This is a genomic window from Klebsiella sp. DY2415 (genome assembly GCF_026314315.1).
In the GTDB taxonomy this organism is placed as follows: Bacteria; Pseudomonadota; Gammaproteobacteria; order Enterobacterales; family Enterobacteriaceae; genus Klebsiella; species Klebsiella ornithinolytica.
In genome coordinates this window covers 4,984,660-5,005,585 of sequence record NZ_CP111115.1, presented here as the reverse complement: position 1 = coordinate 5,005,585, position 20,926 = coordinate 4,984,660, and the positions used below count along the sequence as shown (strand labels likewise).

Annotated in this window: 16 protein-coding genes; 5 read left to right on the top strand and 11 right to left on the bottom strand. The window is 58.2% G+C overall.

Translation table 11 applies throughout. The features are described from left to right. Window positions 1-75: 75 nt before the first annotated feature. From OQV00_RS23695 to pepA, 3 genes are all read right to left on the bottom strand, one after another. Window positions 76-2,931: a valine--tRNA ligase gene (locus tag OQV00_RS23695; protein WP_032718598.1), complete on the bottom strand. Its 2,856-nt coding sequence runs from the start codon at window positions 2,929-2,931 to the stop codon at window positions 76-78. Next, complete coding sequence (gene holC, locus OQV00_RS23690; protein WP_004857306.1) at window positions 2,931-3,374, bottom strand: DNA polymerase III subunit chi; 444 nt, start codon at window positions 3,372-3,374, stop codon at window positions 2,931-2,933. The genes OQV00_RS23695 and holC overlap by 1 nt, the downstream gene beginning before the upstream one ends. A gap of 122 nt (window positions 3,375-3,496) precedes the next feature. After that, window positions 3,497-5,008, bottom strand: a complete 1,512-nt coding sequence (pepA, locus tag OQV00_RS23685) for a leucyl aminopeptidase (protein WP_004857309.1) — start codon at window positions 5,006-5,008, stop codon at window positions 3,497-3,499. A gap of 267 nt (window positions 5,009-5,275) precedes the next feature. On the opposite strand from pepA, the gene lptF reads away from it, so the two are divergent. Then, complete coding sequence (lptF, locus tag OQV00_RS23680) at window positions 5,276-6,373, top strand: LPS export ABC transporter permease LptF (protein WP_004857311.1); 1,098 nt, start codon at window positions 5,276-5,278, stop codon at window positions 6,371-6,373. Continuing rightward, on the top strand, window positions 6,373-7,455 hold the full coding sequence (gene lptG / locus OQV00_RS23675; protein ID WP_004857316.1) for an LPS export ABC transporter permease LptG: 1,083 nt from the start codon (window positions 6,373-6,375) through the stop codon (window positions 7,453-7,455). Before lptF ends, lptG begins: the two co-directional genes overlap by 1 nt. A gap of 33 nt (window positions 7,456-7,488) precedes the next feature. Here lptG and allS read toward each other — a convergent pair whose 3' ends face one another. Genes allS through OQV00_RS23650 form a run of 5 tightly spaced genes read right to left on the bottom strand, consistent with a single transcriptional unit; the run spans window position 7,489 to window position 13,436 of the window. Then, entirely contained in the window at window positions 7,489-8,418 is a 930-nt protein-coding gene (gene allS, locus OQV00_RS23670) for an HTH-type transcriptional activator AllS (RefSeq protein ID WP_004857321.1), read from the bottom strand. Further along, entirely contained in the window at window positions 8,405-9,238 is an 834-nt protein-coding gene (locus OQV00_RS23665) for an oxamate carbamoyltransferase subunit AllH family protein (RefSeq protein ID WP_044348379.1), read from the bottom strand. The genes allS and OQV00_RS23665 overlap by 14 nt, the downstream gene beginning before the upstream one ends. Window position 9,239: 1 nt before the next feature. After that, window positions 9,240-10,505 (bottom strand): YlbE family protein, encoded by a 1,266-nt coding sequence (locus OQV00_RS23660; protein WP_004857327.1) that lies wholly within the window; start codon window positions 10,503-10,505, stop codon window positions 9,240-9,242. Between the two features lie 23 nt (window positions 10,506-10,528). After that, a complete protein-coding gene (fdrA, locus tag OQV00_RS23655; protein WP_044348384.1) occupies window positions 10,529-12,199 on the bottom strand; it encodes an acyl-CoA synthetase FdrA in 1,671 nt (556 codons plus the stop codon). A gap of 13 nt (window positions 12,200-12,212) precedes the next feature. Further along, on the bottom strand, window positions 12,213-13,436 hold the full coding sequence (locus OQV00_RS23650; protein WP_065905708.1) for an MFS transporter: 1,224 nt from the start codon (window positions 13,434-13,436) through the stop codon (window positions 12,213-12,215). 312 nt (window positions 13,437-13,748) lie between these two features. Between OQV00_RS23650 and OQV00_RS23645 the strand changes: the two genes are divergently transcribed. Continuing rightward, entirely contained in the window at window positions 13,749-14,669 is a 921-nt protein-coding gene (locus tag OQV00_RS23645) for a carbamate kinase (protein WP_032718605.1), read from the top strand. Here OQV00_RS23645 and OQV00_RS23640 read toward each other — a convergent pair whose 3' ends face one another. Both OQV00_RS23640 and OQV00_RS23635 read right to left on the bottom strand, forming a co-directional pair. After that, window positions 14,670-16,172 carry a helicase HerA-like C-terminal domain-containing protein gene (locus tag OQV00_RS23640; protein WP_004857337.1) on the bottom strand — a complete coding sequence of 501 codons (1,503 nt, stop codon included), beginning with the start codon at window positions 16,170-16,172 and terminating at the stop codon, window positions 14,670-14,672. A 98-nt stretch (window positions 16,173-16,270) separates the two neighbouring features. Continuing rightward, window positions 16,271-17,092 (bottom strand): TIM barrel protein, encoded by an 822-nt coding sequence (locus OQV00_RS23635; RefSeq protein WP_075808934.1) that lies wholly within the window; start codon window positions 17,090-17,092, stop codon window positions 16,271-16,273. Between the two features lie 352 nt (window positions 17,093-17,444). Here OQV00_RS23635 and OQV00_RS23630 point away from each other — a divergent pair, with 352 nt between their 5' ends. Beyond that, window positions 17,445-18,950: a CoA-acylating methylmalonate-semialdehyde dehydrogenase gene (locus tag OQV00_RS23630; protein WP_004857345.1), complete on the top strand. Its 1,506-nt coding sequence runs from the start codon at window positions 17,445-17,447 to the stop codon at window positions 18,948-18,950. Between the two features lie 18 nt (window positions 18,951-18,968). After that, window positions 18,969-19,778: a 5-deoxy-glucuronate isomerase gene (gene iolB, locus OQV00_RS23625; protein WP_015585291.1), complete on the top strand. Its 810-nt coding sequence runs from the start codon at window positions 18,969-18,971 to the stop codon at window positions 19,776-19,778. Window positions 19,779-19,915: 137 nt separating this feature from the next. Here iolB and OQV00_RS23620 read toward each other — a convergent pair whose 3' ends face one another. Then, complete coding sequence (locus OQV00_RS23620; protein ID WP_004857352.1) at window positions 19,916-20,776, bottom strand: MurR/RpiR family transcriptional regulator; 861 nt, start codon at window positions 20,774-20,776, stop codon at window positions 19,916-19,918. Between the last annotated feature and the right edge of the window lie 150 nt (window positions 20,777-20,926).

Sequence of the window (20,926 nt, the reverse complement as noted above, 5' to 3'; positions counted from 1 at the left end):
TCGGGAGCGGGGGGAGCGCAAGCGGGGATCGCGGATTAAAACGCCCCCTGCCTGAGCAGGCAAGGGGCGGGAGGATTACAGCGCGGCGATGACCGCCTGCTGTTCGATCAGTTTGCTTTTCGCTTCGGCATAACCGTCCAGCTTCTCACGCTCTTTGGCGATCACCGCTTCCGGTGCGCGAGCGACAAAGCCTTCGTTGGCCAGTTTGCTTTCGATGCGGCTGATTTCACCGTCGATCTTCGCCACTTCTTTCGCCAGACGCGCCAGCTCATCTTCTTTGTTGATGAGACCCGCCATCGGGATCAGCAGCTCGGCGCCGTCGATGATTTTGGTCACGGAAACCGGACCTTTGTCGTCGGCTGGCAGTACGGTGATGCTTTCCAGACGCGCCATGGACTGCAGGAAGCTCTGGTTGTCGGTCACGCGACGCTGAGCGTCAGCGCTGCAACCGCGCAGCAGCAGTTCGAGCGGTTTGCCCGGGGCGATGTTCATTTCCGCACGGATGTTACGTACGGCAACGATCGCCTGCTTCAACCATTCGGTATCGGCCAGCGCCGCTTCATCAACCTGCGCCGCATCGTAAGCCGGGAACGGCTGCAGCATGATGGTATCCGCATCGATACCGACGATAGTTTTCACACGCTGCCAGATGGTTTCGGTGATGAACGGAATGATCGGATGCGCCAGACGCAGCAGGCCTTCCAGCACGGTGACCAGCGTGTTGCGGGTGCCGCGCAGCTCGGCTTCAGATCCGCCGGTCATGACCGGTTTGGTCAGCTCCAGGTACCAGTCGCAGAACTGGTTCCAGGTGAACTCATACAGGATGCCGGCGGCGATGTCGAAGCGGAAGTTATCCAGCGCTTCGCGGTACGCTTTTACGGTCTGGTTGAATTCGGCAAGGATCCAGCGGTCCGCCAGCGACAGGACTTTCTCGCCGCCGTTGAAGCCGCAGTCCTGATCTTCGGTGTTCATCAGCACGAAACGGCTGGCGTTCCACAGCTTGTTACAGAAGTTACGGTAACCTTCCAGACGCTTCATGTCCCAGTTGATGTCGCGGCCGGTGGAGGCCAGCGCCGCCAGGGTGAAGCGCAGGGCGTCGGTGCCGTGCGGCTCGATACCGTTCGGGAACTGTTTCTCGGTGCGTTTGGCGATTTTCTCCGCCAGCTGCGGCTGCATCATGTTACCGGTGCGTTTCTCCAGCAGCTCTGGCAGGGAGATGCCGTCAACCATATCCAGCGGGTCAATAACGTTGCCCTTGGATTTGGACATCTTCTGGCCTTCGTCGTCACGAATCAGACCGGTCATGTAGACGGTATGGAACGGTACCTGCGGTTTGCCGTTTTCATCTTTGATGAAGTGCATGGTCATCATGATCATGCGGGCAATCCAGAAGAAGATGATGTCGAAACCGGAAACCATCACGCTGGTCGGGTGGAACTGACGCAGCGCATCGGTGTTTTCCGGCCAGCCGAGGGTGGAGAAGGTCCACAGCGCGGAGGAGAACCAGGTGTCGAGCACGTCTTCGTCCTGGCGCAGCGCGACGTCAGCGGAGAGGTTGTTCTCCTGACGCACTTCGTCTTCGGTGCGGCCTACGTAGACGTTGCCTTCGTTGTCATACCACGCCGGGATACGGTGACCCCACCACAGCTGACGGGAGATACACCAGTCCTGAATATCGCGCATCCAGGAGAAGTACATGTTTTCGTACTGCTTCGGCACGAACTGAATGTCGCCGTTTTCAACCGCTTCTACGGCAGGCTTCGCCAGCACGTCGGCACGCACGTACCACTGGTCGGTCAGCATCGGCTCGATCACCACGCCGCCACGGTCGCCGTACGGCACGGTCAGATCATGAGGTTTGATCTCTTCAAGCAGGCCGAGCGCATCGATGGCTGCCACCACGGCTTTACGCGCAGCGAAACGCTCCAGATTCTGGAATTCCGCCGGGATCTCTGCGGAGTAAACGTCGGACTCTTCGCCTTTGGTATCGTACACCTGCGCGCTTTCGCGGATGTCGCCGTCAAAGGTCAGGATGTTGATCATCGGCAGGGCGTGACGTTTCCCGACTTCATAGTCGTTAAAGTCGTGCGCCGGAGTGATTTTCACGCAGCCGGTGCCTTTTTCCATATCGGCGTGTTCATCGCCGACGATCGGAATGCGGCGGTTAACCAGCGGCAGCACCACGAATTTACCGATCAGATCTTTATAACGCGGATCTTCCGGGTTAACGGCCACGCCGGTGTCGCCCAGCAGGGTTTCCGGACGGGTGGTCGCCACGACCAGATAATCTTTACCGTCAGCGGTTTTCGCGCCGTCGGCCAGCGGGTAGCGGATGTGCCACATCGAGCCTTTAGACTCGCGGTTTTCCACTTCCAGGTCGGAAATCGCGGTACGCAGTTTCGGATCCCAGTTAACCAGGCGCTTGCCGCGGTAAATCAGGTCTTCTTTGTACAGACGAACAAAGACTTCTTTTACGGCATTGGAGAGGCCTTCATCCATGGTGAAGCGCTCGCGCTCCCAGTCCACGGAGTTGCCCAGGCGACGCATCTGACGGGTAATGGTGCCGCCGGATTCCGCTTTCCACTGCCAGATTTTATCGATAAAGGCATCGCGACCGTAGTCGTGGCGAGTTTTCCCTTCTTCTGCGGCAATCTTACGCTCAACCACCATCTGGGTCGCGATACCCGCGTGGTCGGTACCGGCCTGCCACAGAGTATTTTTACCCTGCATGCGCTGGTAGCGAATCATGGTATCCATGATGGTTTGCTGGAAGGCATGACCCATATGCAAACTGCCGGTGACGTTCGGCGGCGGGATCATGATGCAGAAGCTCTCCTGGCTTTCATCACCATTCGGTTTGAAATAGCCCTGCTTTTCCCAATGCTCGTAGAGCGGCTGTTCGATATCTTGTGGGTTGTATGTCTTTTCCATTATTTCCAGGTTGCCGTATTCAGGTTGAAACCAGCCATGCGGTACGCTTTGTAGCGTTCGCGCGCCAGTTGTTTCAGAGAATCTTCGTAAGGGACAAAGTCTATCACTTCTGTGAAAGCGGTGGCAAAATCTGCAAAGTTTAGCCGCAGACTGATCAGAATATCCCGCGGGCTGCTGTTGCGTTTTTGCGGCCAGGCGATCTCCACCGGCGCTCCGCCTCTGGGGCCTTCTCCCGCCAGATTATGCGGGACGAAGCTTTCCGGAGGGCGGGCCCACAGCGCTTCATCCAGACGGATGGCCTGCTGTTCGTCTTCACAGGCGATAAGCACGCGTTTGCCGCTACGCCAACGTTCTGCGGCAATGTCACACACCAGTTGTTCAACGGCGCTTAAACCGTCTTGTTGTGTGTCGTTGTCCAGAAGGTAGAACGTTGCGTTTTTCATATATGGGGCTTCTTGTGGTGACTTTAAATGCTTAAGCCGGGTGGCGCTGCGCTGACCCGGCCTACAAACGGCATCTTTGCGTAGGCCCGGCAAGCGTAGCGCCGCCGGGCATCAGACGGCAATTACTCTTCGCCAGTAAACCCGGCGCGATTGAGCAGGAACTGCGACAGCAGGGCGACCGGGCGGCCGGTGGCGCCTTTCGCTTTCCCGGAACGCCAGGCGGTGCCGGCGATATCCAGGTGTGCCCAGTTGTACTTACGGGCAAAGCGCGACAGGAAGCAGCCGGCGGTGATCGCGCCGCCAGGACGTCCGCCGATGTTGGCCATATCCGCAAAGTTAGATTCCAGCTGATCCTGGAACTCGTCGCCCAGCGGCAGACGCCACGCGCGGTCGCCCGCCAGTTCAGATGCGCCAATCAGCTCATGGGCCAGCGGATTGTGGTTCGACATCAGGCCGGTGATATGGTGCCCCAGGGCAATCACGCAGGCGCCGGTCAGCGTCGCCACGTCAATCACCGCTTCCGGTTCGAAACGCTCAACATAGGTCAGCACATCGCACAGCACCAGACGGCCTTCGGCGTCGGTATTCAGTACTTCAACGGTTTGACCGGACATGGTCGTCAGGACGTCGCCCGGACGATAGGCGCGGCCGCCAGGCATGTTTTCACAGCCGGCGAGGACGCCGATCACGTTCAGCGGCAGTTGCAGCTCAGCAACCATACGCATCACGCCGTAGACCGCCGCCGCACCGCACATGTCGTACTTCATCTCATCCATGCCTTCGGCAGGTTTGATGGAGATACCGCCGGAGTCAAAGGTCAGCCCTTTGCCGACCAGAACGATCGGACGCGCGTCTTCCGCCGGGTTGCCTTTGTATTCAATCACCGACATCAGCGATTCATTCTGCGAACCGTTGCCAACCGCCAGGTAAGAGTTCATACCCAGCTCTTTCATCTGCTGTTCGCCGATGACGCGGGTGATCACATTCTTACTGTAGGTATCGGCCAGCTGACGGGCCTGAGAGGCCAGATAGGCGGCGTTACAGATGTTTGGCGGCATATTGCCGAGATCTTTGGCCGCTTTGATACCGGCGGCAATGGCCAGTCCGTGCTGGATGGCGCGTTCGCCGCTGGTCAGCTCGCGACGGGTCGGGACGTTGAAGACCATTTTACGCAGCGGGCGACGCGGCTCGCTTTTGTTGGTTTTCAACTGATCGAAGCTGTACAGCGTCTCTTTGGCGGTCTCAACGGCCTGGCGAACTTTCCAGTAGTTGTTACGGCCTTTCACGTGCAGTTCGGTCAGGAAGCAGACGGCTTCCATTGAACCGGTATCATTCAAAGTATTAATGGTTTTCTGAATGACCTGCTTGTACTGACGCTCGTCCAGCTCACGCTCTTTGCCGCAGCCAATCAGCAGAATACGTTCTGACAGAATATTTGGCACGTGGTGCAGCAGCAGCGTCTGGCCAGGCTTACCTTCCAGTTCACCGCGACGCAGCAGCGCGCTGATATAGCCGTCACTGATTTTATCGAGTTGTTCGGCAATCGGGGAGAGGCGACGCGGTTCAAAGACGCCGACTACGATACAGGCACTCCGCTGTTTCTCCGGGCTACCGCTTTTTACACTGAACTCCATGCACTACGCTCCTGAATCTTAAAGACAACGACGGTGGCTACGGATAGAATTGAAAGCTTTCGTAACTCATGTCCGCTGTTGCGGTGACTTCGTGTTAATCTTAACGTTATTACGGCTTTGGTTCGTCAGAAAAAAACCTGATACGCGGAACCAGTGAGTCATTTAATCTTAGCGATGATTTCGAAGACCAAAGAGAATAAATGACGTTTAAGCCATGAAACAAGCAATTTTCCTGCAATAAGACGGGTTTTTACGGGCGTATTTATAGTGATAATCATAAGATATCTGGTTCGTGAGACGCTGAAAAGCCAGTTGGCGATCCTGTTCATCCTGTTACTGATCTTCTTTTGCCAGAAACTGGTCAGGATCCTTGGCGCCGCGGTGGATGGCGATATCCCGACAAATCTGGTGCTCTCGCTGTTAGGGCTGGGCGTACCGGAAATGGCGCAGCTCATTCTGCCCCTGAGTTTATTCCTCGGGCTGCTGATGACGCTGGGCAAACTGTATACCGAAAGTGAAATCACGGTGATGCATGCCTGCGGCCTGAGTAAGGCCGTGCTGGTGAAAGCGGCGATGATCCTCGCGCTGTTTACCGGCGCGGTGGCGGCGGTCAACGTGATGTGGGCCGGCCCCTGGTCGTCTCGCCATCAGGATGAAGTGCTGGCGGAGGCGAAAGCCAACCCCGGTATGGCGGCGCTGGCCCAGGGCCAGTTTCAGCAGGCCAGCGACGGCAGCGCCGTGCTGTTTATTGAAAACGTCAACGGCAAGCGCTTCCATGATGTCTTCCTGGCGCAGCTGAAGCCAAAAGGTAACGCGCGACCTTCCGTCGTGGTGGCCGATTCCGGCGAACTGACGCAGAAGAAAGACGGCTCGCAGGTGGTGACCATGAATCAGGGTACCCGCTTTGAAGGTACGGCGATGCTGCGCGATTTCCGCATTACTGATTTTAAAAATTACCAGGCCATTATTGGCCATCAGGCGGTGGCTTCGGATCCTGACGACACCGAACAGATGGGCATGCGCGCGCTGTGGCGCACCGATACCGACCGCGCGCGCGCAGAGCTGCACTGGCGCTTCACGCTGGTGGCAACGGTGTTCATTATGGCGTTGATGGTCGTTCCGCTGAGCGTGGTGAACCCGCGTCAGGGCCGCGTGCTGTCGATGCTGCCGGCGATGCTGCTGTATCTGGTCTTCTTCCTGCTGCAAACCTCGATTAAGTCAAACGGCGGTAAAGGTAAAATCGACCCGATGATCTGGATGTGGGGGATTAACCTGCTCTATTTCGCGCTGGCCGTGCTGCTGAACCTGTGGGATACGGTGCCGATGCGCCGCTTCCGTGCCCGTTTTAACAAAGGAGCGGTGTGATGCAGGCGTTTGGCGTACTCGACCGTTATATCGGTAGGACGATTTTCAACACCATCATGATGACGCTGTTCATGCTGGTTTCGCTCTCGGGCATTATCAAGTTTGTCGACCAGTTGAAAAAAGCCGGCCAGGGCAGCTACGACGCGCTCGGTGCCGGGCTGTATACCATCCTCAGCGTGCCAAAAGATGTGCAGATTTTCTTCCCGATGGCAGCGCTGCTTGGCGCACTGCTTGGCCTGGGGATGCTGGCGCAGCGCAGCGAACTGGTGGTGATGCAGGCCTCCGGCTTCACCCGGTTACAGGTAGCGCTGGCGGTGATGAAAACCGCGATTCCGCTGGTTCTGCTGACTATGGCGATCGGGGAGTGGGTGGCGCCGCAGGGCGAGCAGATGGCGCGTAATTATCGCGCCCAGCAGATGTACGGCGGTTCGCTGCTGTCGACCCAGCAGGGGCTGTGGGCGAAAGACGGCCATAACTTCGTGTATATCGAACGGGTGAAAGGAAACGATGAACTGGGCGGCGTGAGTATTTACGCCTTTAACGACCAGCGCCGTTTGCAGACCGTTCGCTACGCCGCCTCGGCGAAATTCGACAACGATAATAAAGTCTGGCGCCTGTCGCAGGTTGATGAGTCTGACCTGACCGACCCGAAACAGATCACCGGCTCGCAGATGGTCAGCGGCACCTGGAAAACTAAGCTGACGCCCGACAAGCTGGGCGTGGTGGCGCTGGATCCGGATGCGTTGTCGATCAGCGGCCTGCATAACTACGTGACCTATCTGAAATCCAGCGGACAGGACCCGGGACGCTACCAGCTCAACATGTGGAGCAAAATCTTCCAGCCGCTGTCGGTGGCGGTGATGATGCTGATGGCGCTGTCGTTTATCTTCGGCCCGCTGCGCAGCGTGGCGATGGGGGTAAGGGTTGTCACCGGGATCAGCTTTGGCTTTATCTTCTACGTGCTGGACCAGATTTTTGGCCCGCTGACGCTGGTCTACGGCATCCCGCCGATTATCGGCGCGCTGCTGCCAAGCGCCAGCTTCTTCCTGATCAGCCTCTGGCTGATGATGCGTAAGGCGTAAACGACCCGCGACTCCTCCCGTCGGGAGGAGTCGTTACAGCGCGGGCGGCCTGTCAATATTGTTTAAAAAACCTTTCACGCAGCTTTCCTGATGACGGAACAGCGTCACTATCTCACTCACCGCCTTACCGTCCCGTTCTTTACTCCATGCCAGCGACAGCGGTGAAGGCTGTCGACGATTCTCCACCTCTTTGGCTATCAGACTGCCGTTATCAAGCCACGGCTGACAGACATTGCGCGGCAGAAAGCCGACGCCCACCCCGGTAATATGGCACTGTAATTTAGTCTGCATGTCCGGGACTTTTATTTCCTTCTGTCCGGAGAGCAGCCAGGCCACGCGCTTGGTGAGATTGCGGGAGGTATCTTCGATATTAATAGCCGGGAAAGCGCGCAGCGGTGCATCGTTAATCACCCCTTCGACGGCCGCCAGCGGATGATGCGGCGCCACCACAAAGACCCAGCTGATTTCCCCGAGCGGCAACAGATTAATTGAGTTGGAGAGCGATTCCGAACCGGTGACGCCAATCGCCAGGTGGTAGTCGCCATACAGCATGGCATCCCAGACCCCCATATAGACCTGGCGGGAGACCTGAAACTGGGTAAACGGGAATCGCTGATGCAGATGGCTGAGCAGCAGGGCCACGGCGAGGTTGTCGTACAGCAGATTGTTGATAACCAGATTCACCTGGCGTTCGACGCCGTCATTGACCTGGCTTAGCTCATCGGGCATCGCCTCCAGCCAGCTTAGCCACTGCAGGCAGCGCTCAAGCAGATGGGTGCCGGCGGGGGTCAGACTGACCGAGCGTGTGGTTCGCAGAAACAGCGGTGTACCCAACGATTCTTCCAGCATTTTGATGCGGTAGCTGATGGCGGCCGGGGTTTTGAACAGGCTCTCGGCGGCGCGGGAAAAACTCCGGGTTTCCGCCACGCGAATAAAGGTGCGGATCGTTTCATGGTCCATCATTACAGTGTCCCCCTGATACATGCGTTACCAGACACTGCTGCGCAACATGCACTCCCAGCAGAGTGTCTGCGCCAGAGGTGTGTCCATGTGCCAGCAGGTGACGAATGGCGTGGTGAGTCCTTGTGCGATGAGCACCGACAGCCAGGTGACGCAGGAGATGGATAAGCGTGGTCGAAAAGCGCCCTTGACTGGCGTGCAGAAGATAACAAGCGCTTACCGTCGTTGTCAGCTGTTGCAGCGTCCGGGCCGGGGGGAATTGCTCGATTTTGCGAGGCAACTCGCGAAGTGGCGCGGCGCAGTACAGAACGGCCAGCGCACCGACCAGCATATCGTCCATGGAGGGGGTCAGTCCGGGGCCGAGTCCGATCAGCGTTTCTGCGTCGGCAAAGTCGTTGTTCAGCAGCCTGAACAGGCGCTGCTGTGGCGCATCTGCACGGTTCACCGCTTCTGAGAGGCTGCCGCAAAGCCCGGTATTCTGAGGATAAGCGGATAAAAAAGTCGCCAGTGGCTGTAAGGGATGAGTCGGGAGTGAGGGGGTAATATGCCGACGAGGAGCGCGCAATCGCAGCGCCCGCCAGTGTAAAACGCCGGCAAACAGAGTGAGCACGGTGCCAGGAGAGAGGATGCTGCGCAGATAATCATACTCCTGACAGCGCAGCAGCCAGCCCATGGGGGGCAGGTTTGTTCCGCCGCGCAGCAGGGTCAACAGCGTGCCATCCTCATGCTGCAGATTAATGGCCTGGTTAAACAGGCTATGACAACGCCACTCGCCGTCCGGGAGCGGATGGCTGCAGCCAGAGGCAAGCGGCGTCAGGATCATATCAGGCTGCCTGGATATTCATCGCCTGGGCCAGCGCTTCCAGCGCCTGCTCGAAGCAGGCCAGCGGGGCGCGGACGGTTCCGGCACCCACCTGGCCAATCCCGGCCTCCTTGTGGGCAATGCCGGTATTAATGATTGGCGTGATGCCGGTTTCCACGACCCGACGAATATCGAGCCCCAGGCAGGCCCCCTGGAAGTTCCACGACGGGATCTGCAACAGCGGGTTATGCTGAAGATAAATCTCGCCCATCTCCTCTGATGTTTCCTGGGCCGCCTCCATCCCGCCTGCGCCAACGAAGCGGGTAACGCCTGGGGCAGCAATCATCGCCGCGCCGCCGATGCCGTAGGTTTCCGTTATTGCGCTGTCGCCGATGTCCGGGTTGGCATCTGCCTGGCTGTAGCCGGTAAAGAACAGCCCCTGCGGGGTATTCACCGGCGCGGTAAACCAGCGGTCGCCGAGGCCGCTGACGCGGATGCCGAACATCTGGCCGTTGCGGGTCATGGCGGTGACCACCGAGCCTGCTTTAATTTCTGCGGCGGCATCCATGGCGGCTTTACAGTAGGCCATTGCCAGGTTGAGGAAGAACTGATCGGTGACGCTGAGGAACTCCAGCACTTCACCGGTCTGCGTTTTATCTCGTTCCTGTCCGGCGATGCGCGGGGCAAGGGTACGCATCAGCAGCGCCGAGGCGGCGATGTTGCGCTGGTGGAACTCGTCGCCCATGGTGATGGCCTGCGCCATCAGCGCCGACAGGTCAAGGCCCTCTTCGAAGGTGCTTAGCGCGTCGCTGAGTACCGGGGCGAGGGTATCGCGCATCCAGCGCAGACGGGTTTGCACGTCAGGGCCGTAAGCGCCAAAGCGCATCACTTTGCCGATTCCTTCGTTGAGGTTGCAATAGGCTTCATTGCCGTGCACCGCATCGCGCACCACAATCACCGGCATGCTGGCGGAGGTAATACCGCCCATCGGACCCACTGCCCGGACGTGATGACAGGGGACAAAGGCGACCTCTCCTTGCTCCAGCAGCTGCAAAGCATGGGCTTCATCATCAGCCCAGCCTTCAAACAGACAGGCCCCGAGACAGGCCCCGCGCATCGGGCCGGTCATCTCCTGCCAGCGGATTGGCGGCCCGGCATGCAGCAGCACGCGGCCTTCACGCAGTTCAGGGATAACGCTGGCGGCGGGTTTAACGTCGAGCCAGTGCGGGCGGGCGGCTTTAATACGGGCGATCACCGCGTCGTTTGCTTGATTAATGCTGGTGTACATAGCTACCTCTTACAAAAATAGAGTCAAAAGTTCAGTTGCTTAAGCAGGGCCGCCAGATGCGGATTGCCGCCGGCTATCGGTGCCCACTGGAAATGCACCACCGGGCAACCGGCCTGCTGCAAATCACGGGCAAAGCTGCGCAGGCCAACGTTGATCACCTGCACGCCGTTGAGCAGCGCCGGGAGAGCGACAGGCGCCGGGTGTTGACGGGGAGCCACCAGGTAATGCGCCAGCAGCACCGCCTCCTGCAAGGTGTTCATTACGATGACGTCGCCGTTGAGCAGGGCGTCGATTTGTTGGGAGCGAGGCTGGGGATCCTGTTCGGTGCCGGTGACGGTGGCGATAACCGTCAGCGGTTGCTCAGGGCCACGGGCGCTGCGGACGGTGTTAATGGCCTCCAGCAGCGCGCCCGCCGGATCGTCACAGGCGCCATAGCCGAGCACGATGTCTACCAGCAGCACCCCGGTTTCCGGCTGCTGGCTGAGTTTCTCGATCTCCAGAGAACGGGTGGTTGGGTCGATCATCGGGTGCGGGCGTCCCACCGTCCAGGCGTCGTCGCCAAGATCGATCAGGCGATGACCCTGGGCTTCCAGCATCACGCCGTCCGGGTGATGAGCATCGGTTTCCACCCCCAGATGCTCCGCCAGTAACATCGCCGCCTCAGCGGCGAGCGTACCGCCTGCATACAGGCCAAGGATCTGCTTACCACGTTGTGGTGCCTGCGAAGCCGCTATCTGCTCGACGCTCGCCAGCATAGCGGCCAGGCGCGCGGCTTCAGCCAGTGAGCTGGCGAACCAGATATTGCCCTCCTGCGCCCGGGCGGGTTTGCTGCCGAGAAACAAGGCGACGACGGGCTTAGACAGCTTTTTCATGGCGCTGATAATGGTCTGCCTGACTGATTCAGCAGGGGGCTTGGAGACGAAAGCGATCACCTTGCTTTGCTCGTCTGCCGCCAGCATCTCCAGCGCCGTCAGGGCGCTGAGGCCCCCGATCTGCTGATTCAGATCGCGTCCCCCTAAACCCATCGCATGAGTCACGCCCTGGCCGAGCAGCGCTACCTGTGAGGTCAGCTCCTGGATGCCGGTGCCCGAAGCGCCAATCACCCCGATACAGCCCGCAGGCAGAATGTTGGCGAAGGCCAGCGGCGCTCCGGCGATGGCGGCGGTGCCGCAGTCGGGCCCCATCACCAGCAGACCGCGCTCGCGGGCGTATTGTTTCAGGGCCCGCTCCTGCTCCAGCGGCACGTTGTCAGAAAACAGCATCACATTTTTACCGCTCTCCAGCCCCTGACGGGCCACGCCCGCCGCGTACTCCCCGGCGACGGAGATCAGCACCAGGTTTGCCTCCGGCAGCTTCGCGCAGGCGCTCTCCCAGCGGCGCGCCTTTTGCAGACGCAGGCCGCTGCTTTGCCCCTGGGCAATGGCGTTTAGCTCGGCGTCCAGCCGCTGCTGGATCAGGGTGAGAATATCGGCGACCGGCTGACGGGTGCGGATTGCCGCGCAGATATCGTTCGGCGTTGCCTGGGCAAATTCTTCATGCCAGAAGCCCGTCGACTCCAGCAGCGCTTTGTTAGCGGGGGTGCCCATCATCACCGAGACTTCTTCGACATCGTCAATGGCGCTCAGCTTACGGGAGATAAGCATCAGGCTGACGGAGTCCTGAAAACTGCCTTTTTTTACGAATGCGTAAATCATCACAAACCTCGGGTTATTTCTTCTCTTTCAGGAACAGCATGCCGACCAGACCCACGACCAGTAACGCCGCGGAGACGTAGAAGCTGGAGGCAAGACTGCCGGTCATATCGCGAGCGGCGCCGGCAATCACCGGAGCCAGTATGGAGGAGCTCATACCGATAAAATTGAACAGGCCGAAGGCGGAGCTGTAGTTGTTCTCATCGACGCTGTCGGCGACCAGCGCCACCAGAACCGGATCCAGCGCCAGCTTGCCGACCAGGCCGTAAACGCACAGGGCGACGATTACCCCGGTCATATTCGGCATCCAGATGATGGAGAGCATGCTGAGAATGGCCACCGGCACCAGTACCAGAATCAGCGGCTTACGTTTACCCAGACGGTCGGAGAGCGAGGAGAAGAGCAGCGCGCCAGGGATTGAGATCCAGGCGACCAGCGAGGTGATAAAGCCGGTTTCGCTGCCCGCAATGCCGCGCTCGCTTTGCAGGTAATAGGGCAGCCAGGTGAGGATCACGAAGAAGCCAAACAGGCTGCAAAACACCATCAGATAGACCAGCAGCAGATTGCGGTTTTTGAACAAATCGGTGAATTTGCTTTTCGGTTTCGCCACCCCGCCTGCCTCGACGGGCTGGCGCTTTTTCTCTTTGACAAACAGCCAGATAGCCATCCCGGTCAGCAGAGTAGGGATCGACATGACAAAGAACGGCGTACGCCAGCTGTAGCCCTGGTCATACACCAGCCAGCTGGAGGCCATCAGCCCCAGCGCAATACCAAAAGCCATGCCGCTGTTGATGATGGCGCTGCCGAGCGAACGGTATTTTTTGGGGATTTGCTCTGAGGAGAGGCCGTACTGCGGGCCGTAGTAGGTGCCTTCGCCAGCGCCGGTGACGACCCTGGCGAACAGCAGGGTGCTCCAGCTTTTGGCCCAGCCGGTGACGGCGGTAAAGGCCCCGAACAGTAAAAATCCAGGAATAAGGACTTTTTTCTTGCCTATTTTATCTCCGAGGATCCCGGCCGGAACCTGTAATAAAGCGTAAGAGAAATAAAAGACCGAATTCATTAATCCGAGCTGGGTGCCTGATAAACCAAATTCTTTTTCCAGTTCCCCCATGACCGGGTTTAATACCGTGCGGTCGGCATACATAAATATCCAGCCGAGCCAGAATAAAAAGATGGTCACCCACCAGGCGGGGATCCCTCTTTTGTGCGGGGCCACCGCATCGTTGAGTTGTGCAGACATGGTTTGTCTCCTGTAGATAATGTTGCCGCCGCCAGTCCCGGCGGGTGTTCTGTGGCTAAACCTACAGTAGAAGCAGGGGTATTCTGGTGAAGCAGATCACACTCGCCTGATTGTGAGATTTTTTTTCTTCACGCCGTCTGGATTATTAAAAATATTTAAAAGAAGCCATTGTTAGAATTAATTTAATAACCATGGTGGACTGAGGTTTAATTTTTAAATTGTTCTTTCGAGTCGGTCAATAATGATATTGCTCACATTTTATGATGATTATTTCGTTATGTTTTCAGGCAATATTATTAACCGGAGAATAACATGAAAAAGACCATCGTCATTGCGCTGGGGGGGAATGCTCTGCTGGCACGCGGTGAAGCGTTAAGCGCCGAAAATCAGTACCGTAATATTGCGCAAATTGCCGATGTGGTGGCCAGTCTGAGCCAGGAGTATCAGGTGGTGATTGTGCATGGTAATGGCCCGCAGGTGGGGCTGCTGGCATTGCAAAATCAGGCTTACAGCGACAGCCCGGCGTGGCCGCTGGATGTGCTGGTGGCCGAGACCCAGGGGATGCTGGGCTACATGATTGCTCAGGTGCTGGGCAGCCGGGCCGGGATCCCACCGGTCGTCACCCTGTTGACCCGAGTGGAAGTGGACGCCGCCGACCCGGCGTTTCGCCAGCCCGGGAAATATATCGGTCCGGTGTGGGCTGCGGAGGAGCAAAGTGCGCTGGAGGCCCGCTATGGCTGGCAGATGAAAAAAGACGGCGACTATGTTCGCCGGGTCGTGCCGTCGCCAAGACCACAGAAAATCCTTGAGCGGCAGGCCATTAGTCAGCTGCTGGCCGACGGCAACGTGGTGATTTGTGCGGGCGGCGGCGGCACGCCGGTGGTGGAGGAAAACGGCAGTTATCAGGGCATGGAGGCGGTGGTGGATAAAGATCTGGCGGCGTCGGTTTTGGCTCAGTCGCTGCAGGCTGAAGCGCTGCTGATCCTCACCGAGGCTGACGCTGTTTATCTTGACTGGGGTACCCCGAAGGCGCGCGCATTGCGCACGGCCACCGTGGACGATCTTCGGCCGCTGGCCGTACCGGATGGTGCAATGGGGCCGAAAGCGGAAGCCGCGATCCAGTTTGTGGAGATGACAGGTCACCCGGCGTACATCGGCGCGCTGCGCGATGCCCCAGCCATCCTGCGGGGCGAAAAAGGCACCCTTATCGCCCCGGCAGCGGTGTGCGTCTGACTAGCGCCGTCTGCCGCCCAGCAAACTTCCGAGCATGCCACGCACAATCTGATTGGTGATTTGCCGCGTGGCGCTTTTCGCTGCCGTTTGTACCAGACCGTCGCGCTTGCCGCCGCGCGGGCCGGTCGTGCCGAACAGAATATCTTTCAGGCCGCCTAAAATGCCGTCGTCGAGGTCAGCGGTGGCCCCTTTTGCCGGCGGCGCATTTTGCTGTTCGGCGGTGGCCTGCACGCCCTGCTGCAATTTCTCGAAGGCGGACTCCCGATCCACTTCATCCTCATATTTGCCATACAGCGGGGAGTGATTGATGAGCCCGTTGCGTTCATCATCGGTCACCGGCCCCATTCGTGAGCAGGGGGCAATTACCATCGCGCGCTCGACCACCGAAGGGCTGCCTTTTTCATCGAGGAAGGAGATCAGCGCTTCACCGGTGCCCAGCTCCTGGATGGCCTGTTCGGTGCTGAAAGCCGGGTTGGCGCGCATGGTCTGCGCCGCGGTTTTCACCGCTTTCTGATCTTTTGGTGTAAAGGCGCGCAGGGCGTGCTGAACGCGGTTGCCCAACTGGCCGAGAACCGCATCGGGAATATCCGACGGGTTCTGCGACACGAAGTAAACCCCCACGGCTTTGGAACGAATCAGGCGGATAACTTGCTCGATTTTATCCAGCAGCACCTGAGGCGCATCGTTAAACAGCAGATGCGCTTCATCGAAGAAAAAGACCAGCTTCGGCTTTTCCAGATCTCCGGCTTCCGGCAGGCGCTCGTAGAGCTCCGAGAGCATCCACAGCAGGCTGGCGGCGTAGAGTTTCGGCATCTGATACAGCTTTTCGGCGCTGAGGATATTAATCACCCCTTTGCCGTTCTCGTCGAGACGCATCCAGTCCTGGATGTCGAGCATCGGCTCGCCGAAAAAGTGCTCCGCTCCTTGCTGTTCCAGAGTCAGCAGGCCGCGCTGGATGGCGCCGACCGAGGCGCTGCTGATGTTGCCATACTGGTTTTGAAAAGCTTTGGCGTTGTCGCCGATATACCGGGTGATGGCGCGCAAATCCTTAAAGTCGAGGAGCAGCAGACCGCGGTCATCGGCGATGCGGAAGATAATATTCAGCACCCCGGACTGGACTTCGTTGAGATTCAGTAATCGTGACAAGAGCAGCGGCCCGAGATCGGACACCGTCGCCCGGACCGGGTGGCCTTTCTCGCCGAAAATATCCCATGTCACCACCGGGTTAGCGTGGGGCTGCCAGTCGGTGACGCCGATTTTTTCCAGCCGCGCCTGCAGTTTCTCCGAATTTTGGCCCGCTGCGGCGATCCCGGTCAGGTCGCCCTTCACATCGGCCATAAAGACCGGCACGCCGATTTCTGAAAAAGACTCCGCCAGCTTTTGCAGGGTGACGGTTTTACCGGTGCCGGTCGCACCGGTAATCAGGCCGTGACGGTTAGCCATTCCCGGCAGTAAATGCAGCTGTTTTTCCCGCGTGCGGGCAATCAGCAGGGGTGCGCTCATGATCGATTCCTCCATTTATCCTGCGTCGATTATAGGCAAACTGGCCGTAAACCGATGTGAGAAATCGCTATATTCGCCTGGCGTGACGTTGATTTCTCTCAGGCGCAATGGCGTTGAATGAGCGCGATGCTCCGTTCCGTCTCGCGGCGGATATCCTCTTCGCTCCAGGATGCCAGCTCCGGCGCAAACGGTTCGAACGCATACACCCCCTGATAACCCCGGGCTTCAAGGTGTTTGATTTGCTCACAGGTTTGCAGCCGATCTTTTTCCGTCAGCATGATTCGTTCGTCGTCGGTCAGGTTTTCCCGTGGGCGGGCGTCTTCCACGCCGGAAAGGTGCACCAGCCCGATGTCAGCGATATCCACCTGGCTAAACTCGGCATCCGCCTGCGGATAGAGATGGTGGTGGAAGGTATCAATCAGTAGCTTAAACGGTACCTTCGCATCGCGGATGAGCGTCTGCGCCTGTGCCGCAGATCGCAGTGAGCTCTGCGGGAAACCCAGCGGTTCAACCAGGCCCCGCACGCCGTAAAACGAAAACAGCGGCGACAGATCGCGCAGCGCACTCAGGGTTTCGCTGGCCGGCACCTCGCTGCCATCGTTGAGCGGACACAGGACCAGCGATTTGGCGCCAATGGCTCTGGCCTCTTGCAACAAAGATTCGGCCAGGCCGCGAACCTGCTCCGTGCGGCGGTTAAATGGGTATACCGCATTGATGGTCAAAATCTCAATATGGTAGCGGTCGGCCAGCTCGCGCACCTGCTGATGACTCAGATCGTCGGTCACTTTGCCTGTGGGCAAATCATTACGCAGCTCGACTTTATTCAGCCCAAGACTGTTCACCAGACGGAAAAAGGCCTCGATGCTCAGGGATGGGGCGATCTTGCGATTAAGACAGAAACGTTGCAGTGCGATAGCCATGTGGCTCTCCTGAATGACGATAGATTGGGTTTATTCGATCGACTGTAAGTCAAAACATTTATTTCATAATTGGCAATGGATGAAATGGTGGATCTTTGAGCTGCTTCGCAAATAATCGTACTTTCCCGCTCTAAGTCACATCGGGTACAGATGGCGTCGCAGCTGAATCTTATCGGGGGCGCTTTCTTGACGAAACTCGCGCACCGCGGCCGGGAAATGCGACGGTCATCACCAAAATAGAATTTCATTCTACGTCAACATTGAAATATAAGTTTCATTTTACTACGGTTATAGCACAGCAAAATCGGAACGGGGCCGCAGCGTTGGCCTTCCCACATCATGAGGCGAGAAGATGACGATCACAGGAAACTTTATTGGCGGGAAAACCGTCACCAGCAGCAGCAATGAAACGATGCCGGTGTATGACCCGGCGACGGGCAAGGTGGTGCGCGAAGTCACTTTGTCGACCGCTCAGGAAGTCTCTGATGCCATTCAGGTTGCCCGTGATGCGTTTGAAAGCTGGTCGCGCACCACGCCGCTACGCCGCGCCCGCGTCCTGTTCAACTTTAAAATGCTGCTTGAGCAACATGCTGAAGAACTGGCGGGAATCATCGTTAGCGAGCACGGTAAAGTCTGGTCGGACGCACTGGGCGAGCTGACACGTGGTCTGGAAGTGGTTGAATTTGCTTGCGGTATTCCACATCTGATTAAAGGTGAATACTCCTCTGATGTCGGCACCGGCGTGGACAGCTATTCGCTGATGCAGCCGCTGGGTGTTGTGGCGGGGATTACGCCGTTTAACTTCCCGGCGATGGTGCCGATGTGGATGTTCCCGCTGGCGCTGGCCTGCGGCAACAGCTTCGTCCTCAAGCCACCGGCGCTGGCCCCGACGGCCGCGGTACGCCTGGCTGAACTGCTGAAGGAAGCAGGCCTGCCGGATGGCGTCTTTAACGTTGTGCACTGCAGCAACGACGATGCCGAGCAGCTGTATACCGATCCGCGTATTGCGGCGGTCAGCTTCGTGGGCTCTTCCGGTGTTGCCGAATATATCTACAAAACTGCCAGCGCCCACGGCAAACGCGTGCAGGCCTTTGGCGCAGCGAAAAACCACGCGATTGTGATGCCGGATGCGGATCTGGATGCCACGGTGAATGCGATTATGGGTGGGGCGTTTGGTTCTGCGGGCGAGCGCTGCATGGCGCTGCCGGTCGTGGTCGCGGTGGGCGATGAAACGGCGGATAAGCTGATTGCACGTCTGAAGCCGCTGGTGGAAGCGCTGAAAGTCGGGCCGGGATGTATGCGCGGCAAAGAAGAGAACGAAATGGGCCCGGTGGTTTCCGATACCCATCAGAAGAAAGTGCTGGGCTATATCGATAAAGGCGCCAGCGAAGGGGCGAAACTGGTTGTCGACGGGCGTAAGCTGCGCGTGTCAGGCTATGATGACGGGTACTATGTCGGCGGTACGCTGTTCGACAACGTGACGCCGGATATGACCATCTGGCGGGAAGAGATTTTTGGACCGGTACTGGGTATTGTCCGCGTGGCGGACTATCACAGCGCGCTGGAGCTGGTGAACAGCCACGAATTTGGCAACGGCAGCGCCGTCTTCACCAGCAATGGACACACTGCCCGTGAATTCGTGCATGATGTCCAGGCCGGGATGGTCGGGGTGAACGTGCCGGTTCCGGTACCGATGGCTTTCCACAGCTTCGGCGGCTGGAAGCGCTCGGTATTTGGCGCCCTCAACGTCCATGGTCCTGACGGCGTGCGCTTCTACACCCGCATGAAAACCGCCACCGTGCGTTGGCCGCAAGGGCAGCAAACCGTATCTGAATTCAGCATGCCGACCTTAGGTTAATCGGCGAAGGAGAACGCCATGTCGTTACTGGCTAAATCACGAAAAGAGGGGCAGATCCAGCACATCACGCCGCAAAGCGCCGGCTGGCGCTATATCGGTTTTGATGTGTGGATGCTGAAAAAAGGGCAGAGCATTACGCTGGAAAGCGGCGAACGCGAGCTGTGTCTGGTGCTGGTTGCCGGGCTGGCGTCGGTCAAAACGACGAAGGCCGACTTCCCAGGGTTGGGACAGCGCATGTCGCCGTTTGAACGTACCCCGCCGTGGGCGGTGTACGTCCCGACGCAGGACAAGGTGGAAGTGACGGCGGATTCTGACCTTGAACTGGCGGTGTGCAGCGCGCCGGGTAAAGGTACGCTGCCGGCGCGGGTGATTCGTCCGCAGGATGTGGGCGTTGAGCATCGTGGCAAAGGGCGTAATCAGCGTCTGGTGCACAATATCCTGCCGGATAATGCGCAGGCCGACTGTCTGCTGGTGGTGGAGGTGTATACCGACGAAGGCGCCACCAGCTCCTGGCCGTCGCATAAACACGATACCGCGCAGCCGGGCAAAGAGACCCAGCTGGAAGAGACCTACTATCACCGTTTCGATCCGCCGCAGGGCTTCGCACTCCAGCGAGTGTATACCGATGACCGCAGCCTGGATGCCTGCATGGCACCGTACAACCACGATGTGGTGATGGTGCCGCGCGGCTATCATCCGGTCGCGACGATTGCCGGGTATGACAGTTATTATCTGAACGTGATGGCCGGGCCGGAGCGCAAGTGGTTGTTTACCTGGGAAGAGGACCACGCGTGGATCAATAGTCCTGACTATCCTCGTCACGACTGACGGATCGCAAGAGTTAAAAGGGCCGCTAAGTTTTGCTTAGCGGCCCTTTTTGTCTTCTGTTGTTCCCCGGTGGCCTTCCGGAGGTATTCCCCGGTGGCGCTGCGCTTACCGGGGCTACATCGGGAGAGGGGGCAGGGTCAGGCGAGGTTCTGCTGGGTTTGCGGTTCTTTGCTGCTGTTCAGCGCCAGTGAAACGGCCAGCGTCTGGGCCAGGCACAGAGAGGCCACCTGGGAGCGGAAACCGTCAACCTGCGCTTCACGTACTACAAAGCAGACATCGCTGAAGGCCGCGAGCGGACTGACCTGGCTGTCGGTTATTGCAATCTGTCGCGCTTTGCGCTGGGCGCCAAGTTCAACCAGCTCGACCACTTCACGCGCGTAGGGCGAGAAGCTCACGGCGACCACCACGTCTTTCGGCCCCACCAGGCTCAGCTGCTCGGTGAACATGCCGCCGAGACCATCGATCAGGAACGCTTTACGATCAAGATGACGCAGCGCATAGGTCAAATAGGAAGCGACGCTAAACGAGCGGCGCAGGCCAATCACATAGATATTCTCCGCCTCCGCCAGCAGGCCGACCGCGCGCTCGAGATCATCGCCAGAGGTCTGCATCGCTAGCTGCTGCAGCGCCTGGGTATTCACCATGGTGAACATATTGAGAATTTCCGTTGGCGTTTCCGGCGGCGACGTTTCATCGTTGGTCGTCTGGCGGAACAGGCGCGCGCGTTCGGTGTAGTTGGCGGTCTCTTCCATCAGATGCTGTCTGAACATCTGCTTCATTTCGTTAAAGCCGCTAAAACCGAACGCATTGGCGAAACGGATTAACGTCGATGGCGGGACATCCGCCTGCTGGGCGATGGAAGCGACGGTATCGAAAGCGACGCTATTACTGTTATCCAGAATATAGCGTGCCACCTGTTTTAAGCGTTTGCTTAATGTGTCGTAGCGACGCCGGATTTCATCCTGCAGGATGGTCAGTTGGGTCGGATTATTGGCCATAGATTGCGCTCTGAGAAAATGAAAGGAATATAACTTCCAGTGTACCAAATGAAGCGAATTTTTCATTTTTTGCGATGAAATACGCGATTCATTTCACGAAGAAACAGAAAAAAAACCCGCACCGGGAGGTGCGGGCGGGTTTTATCGCGG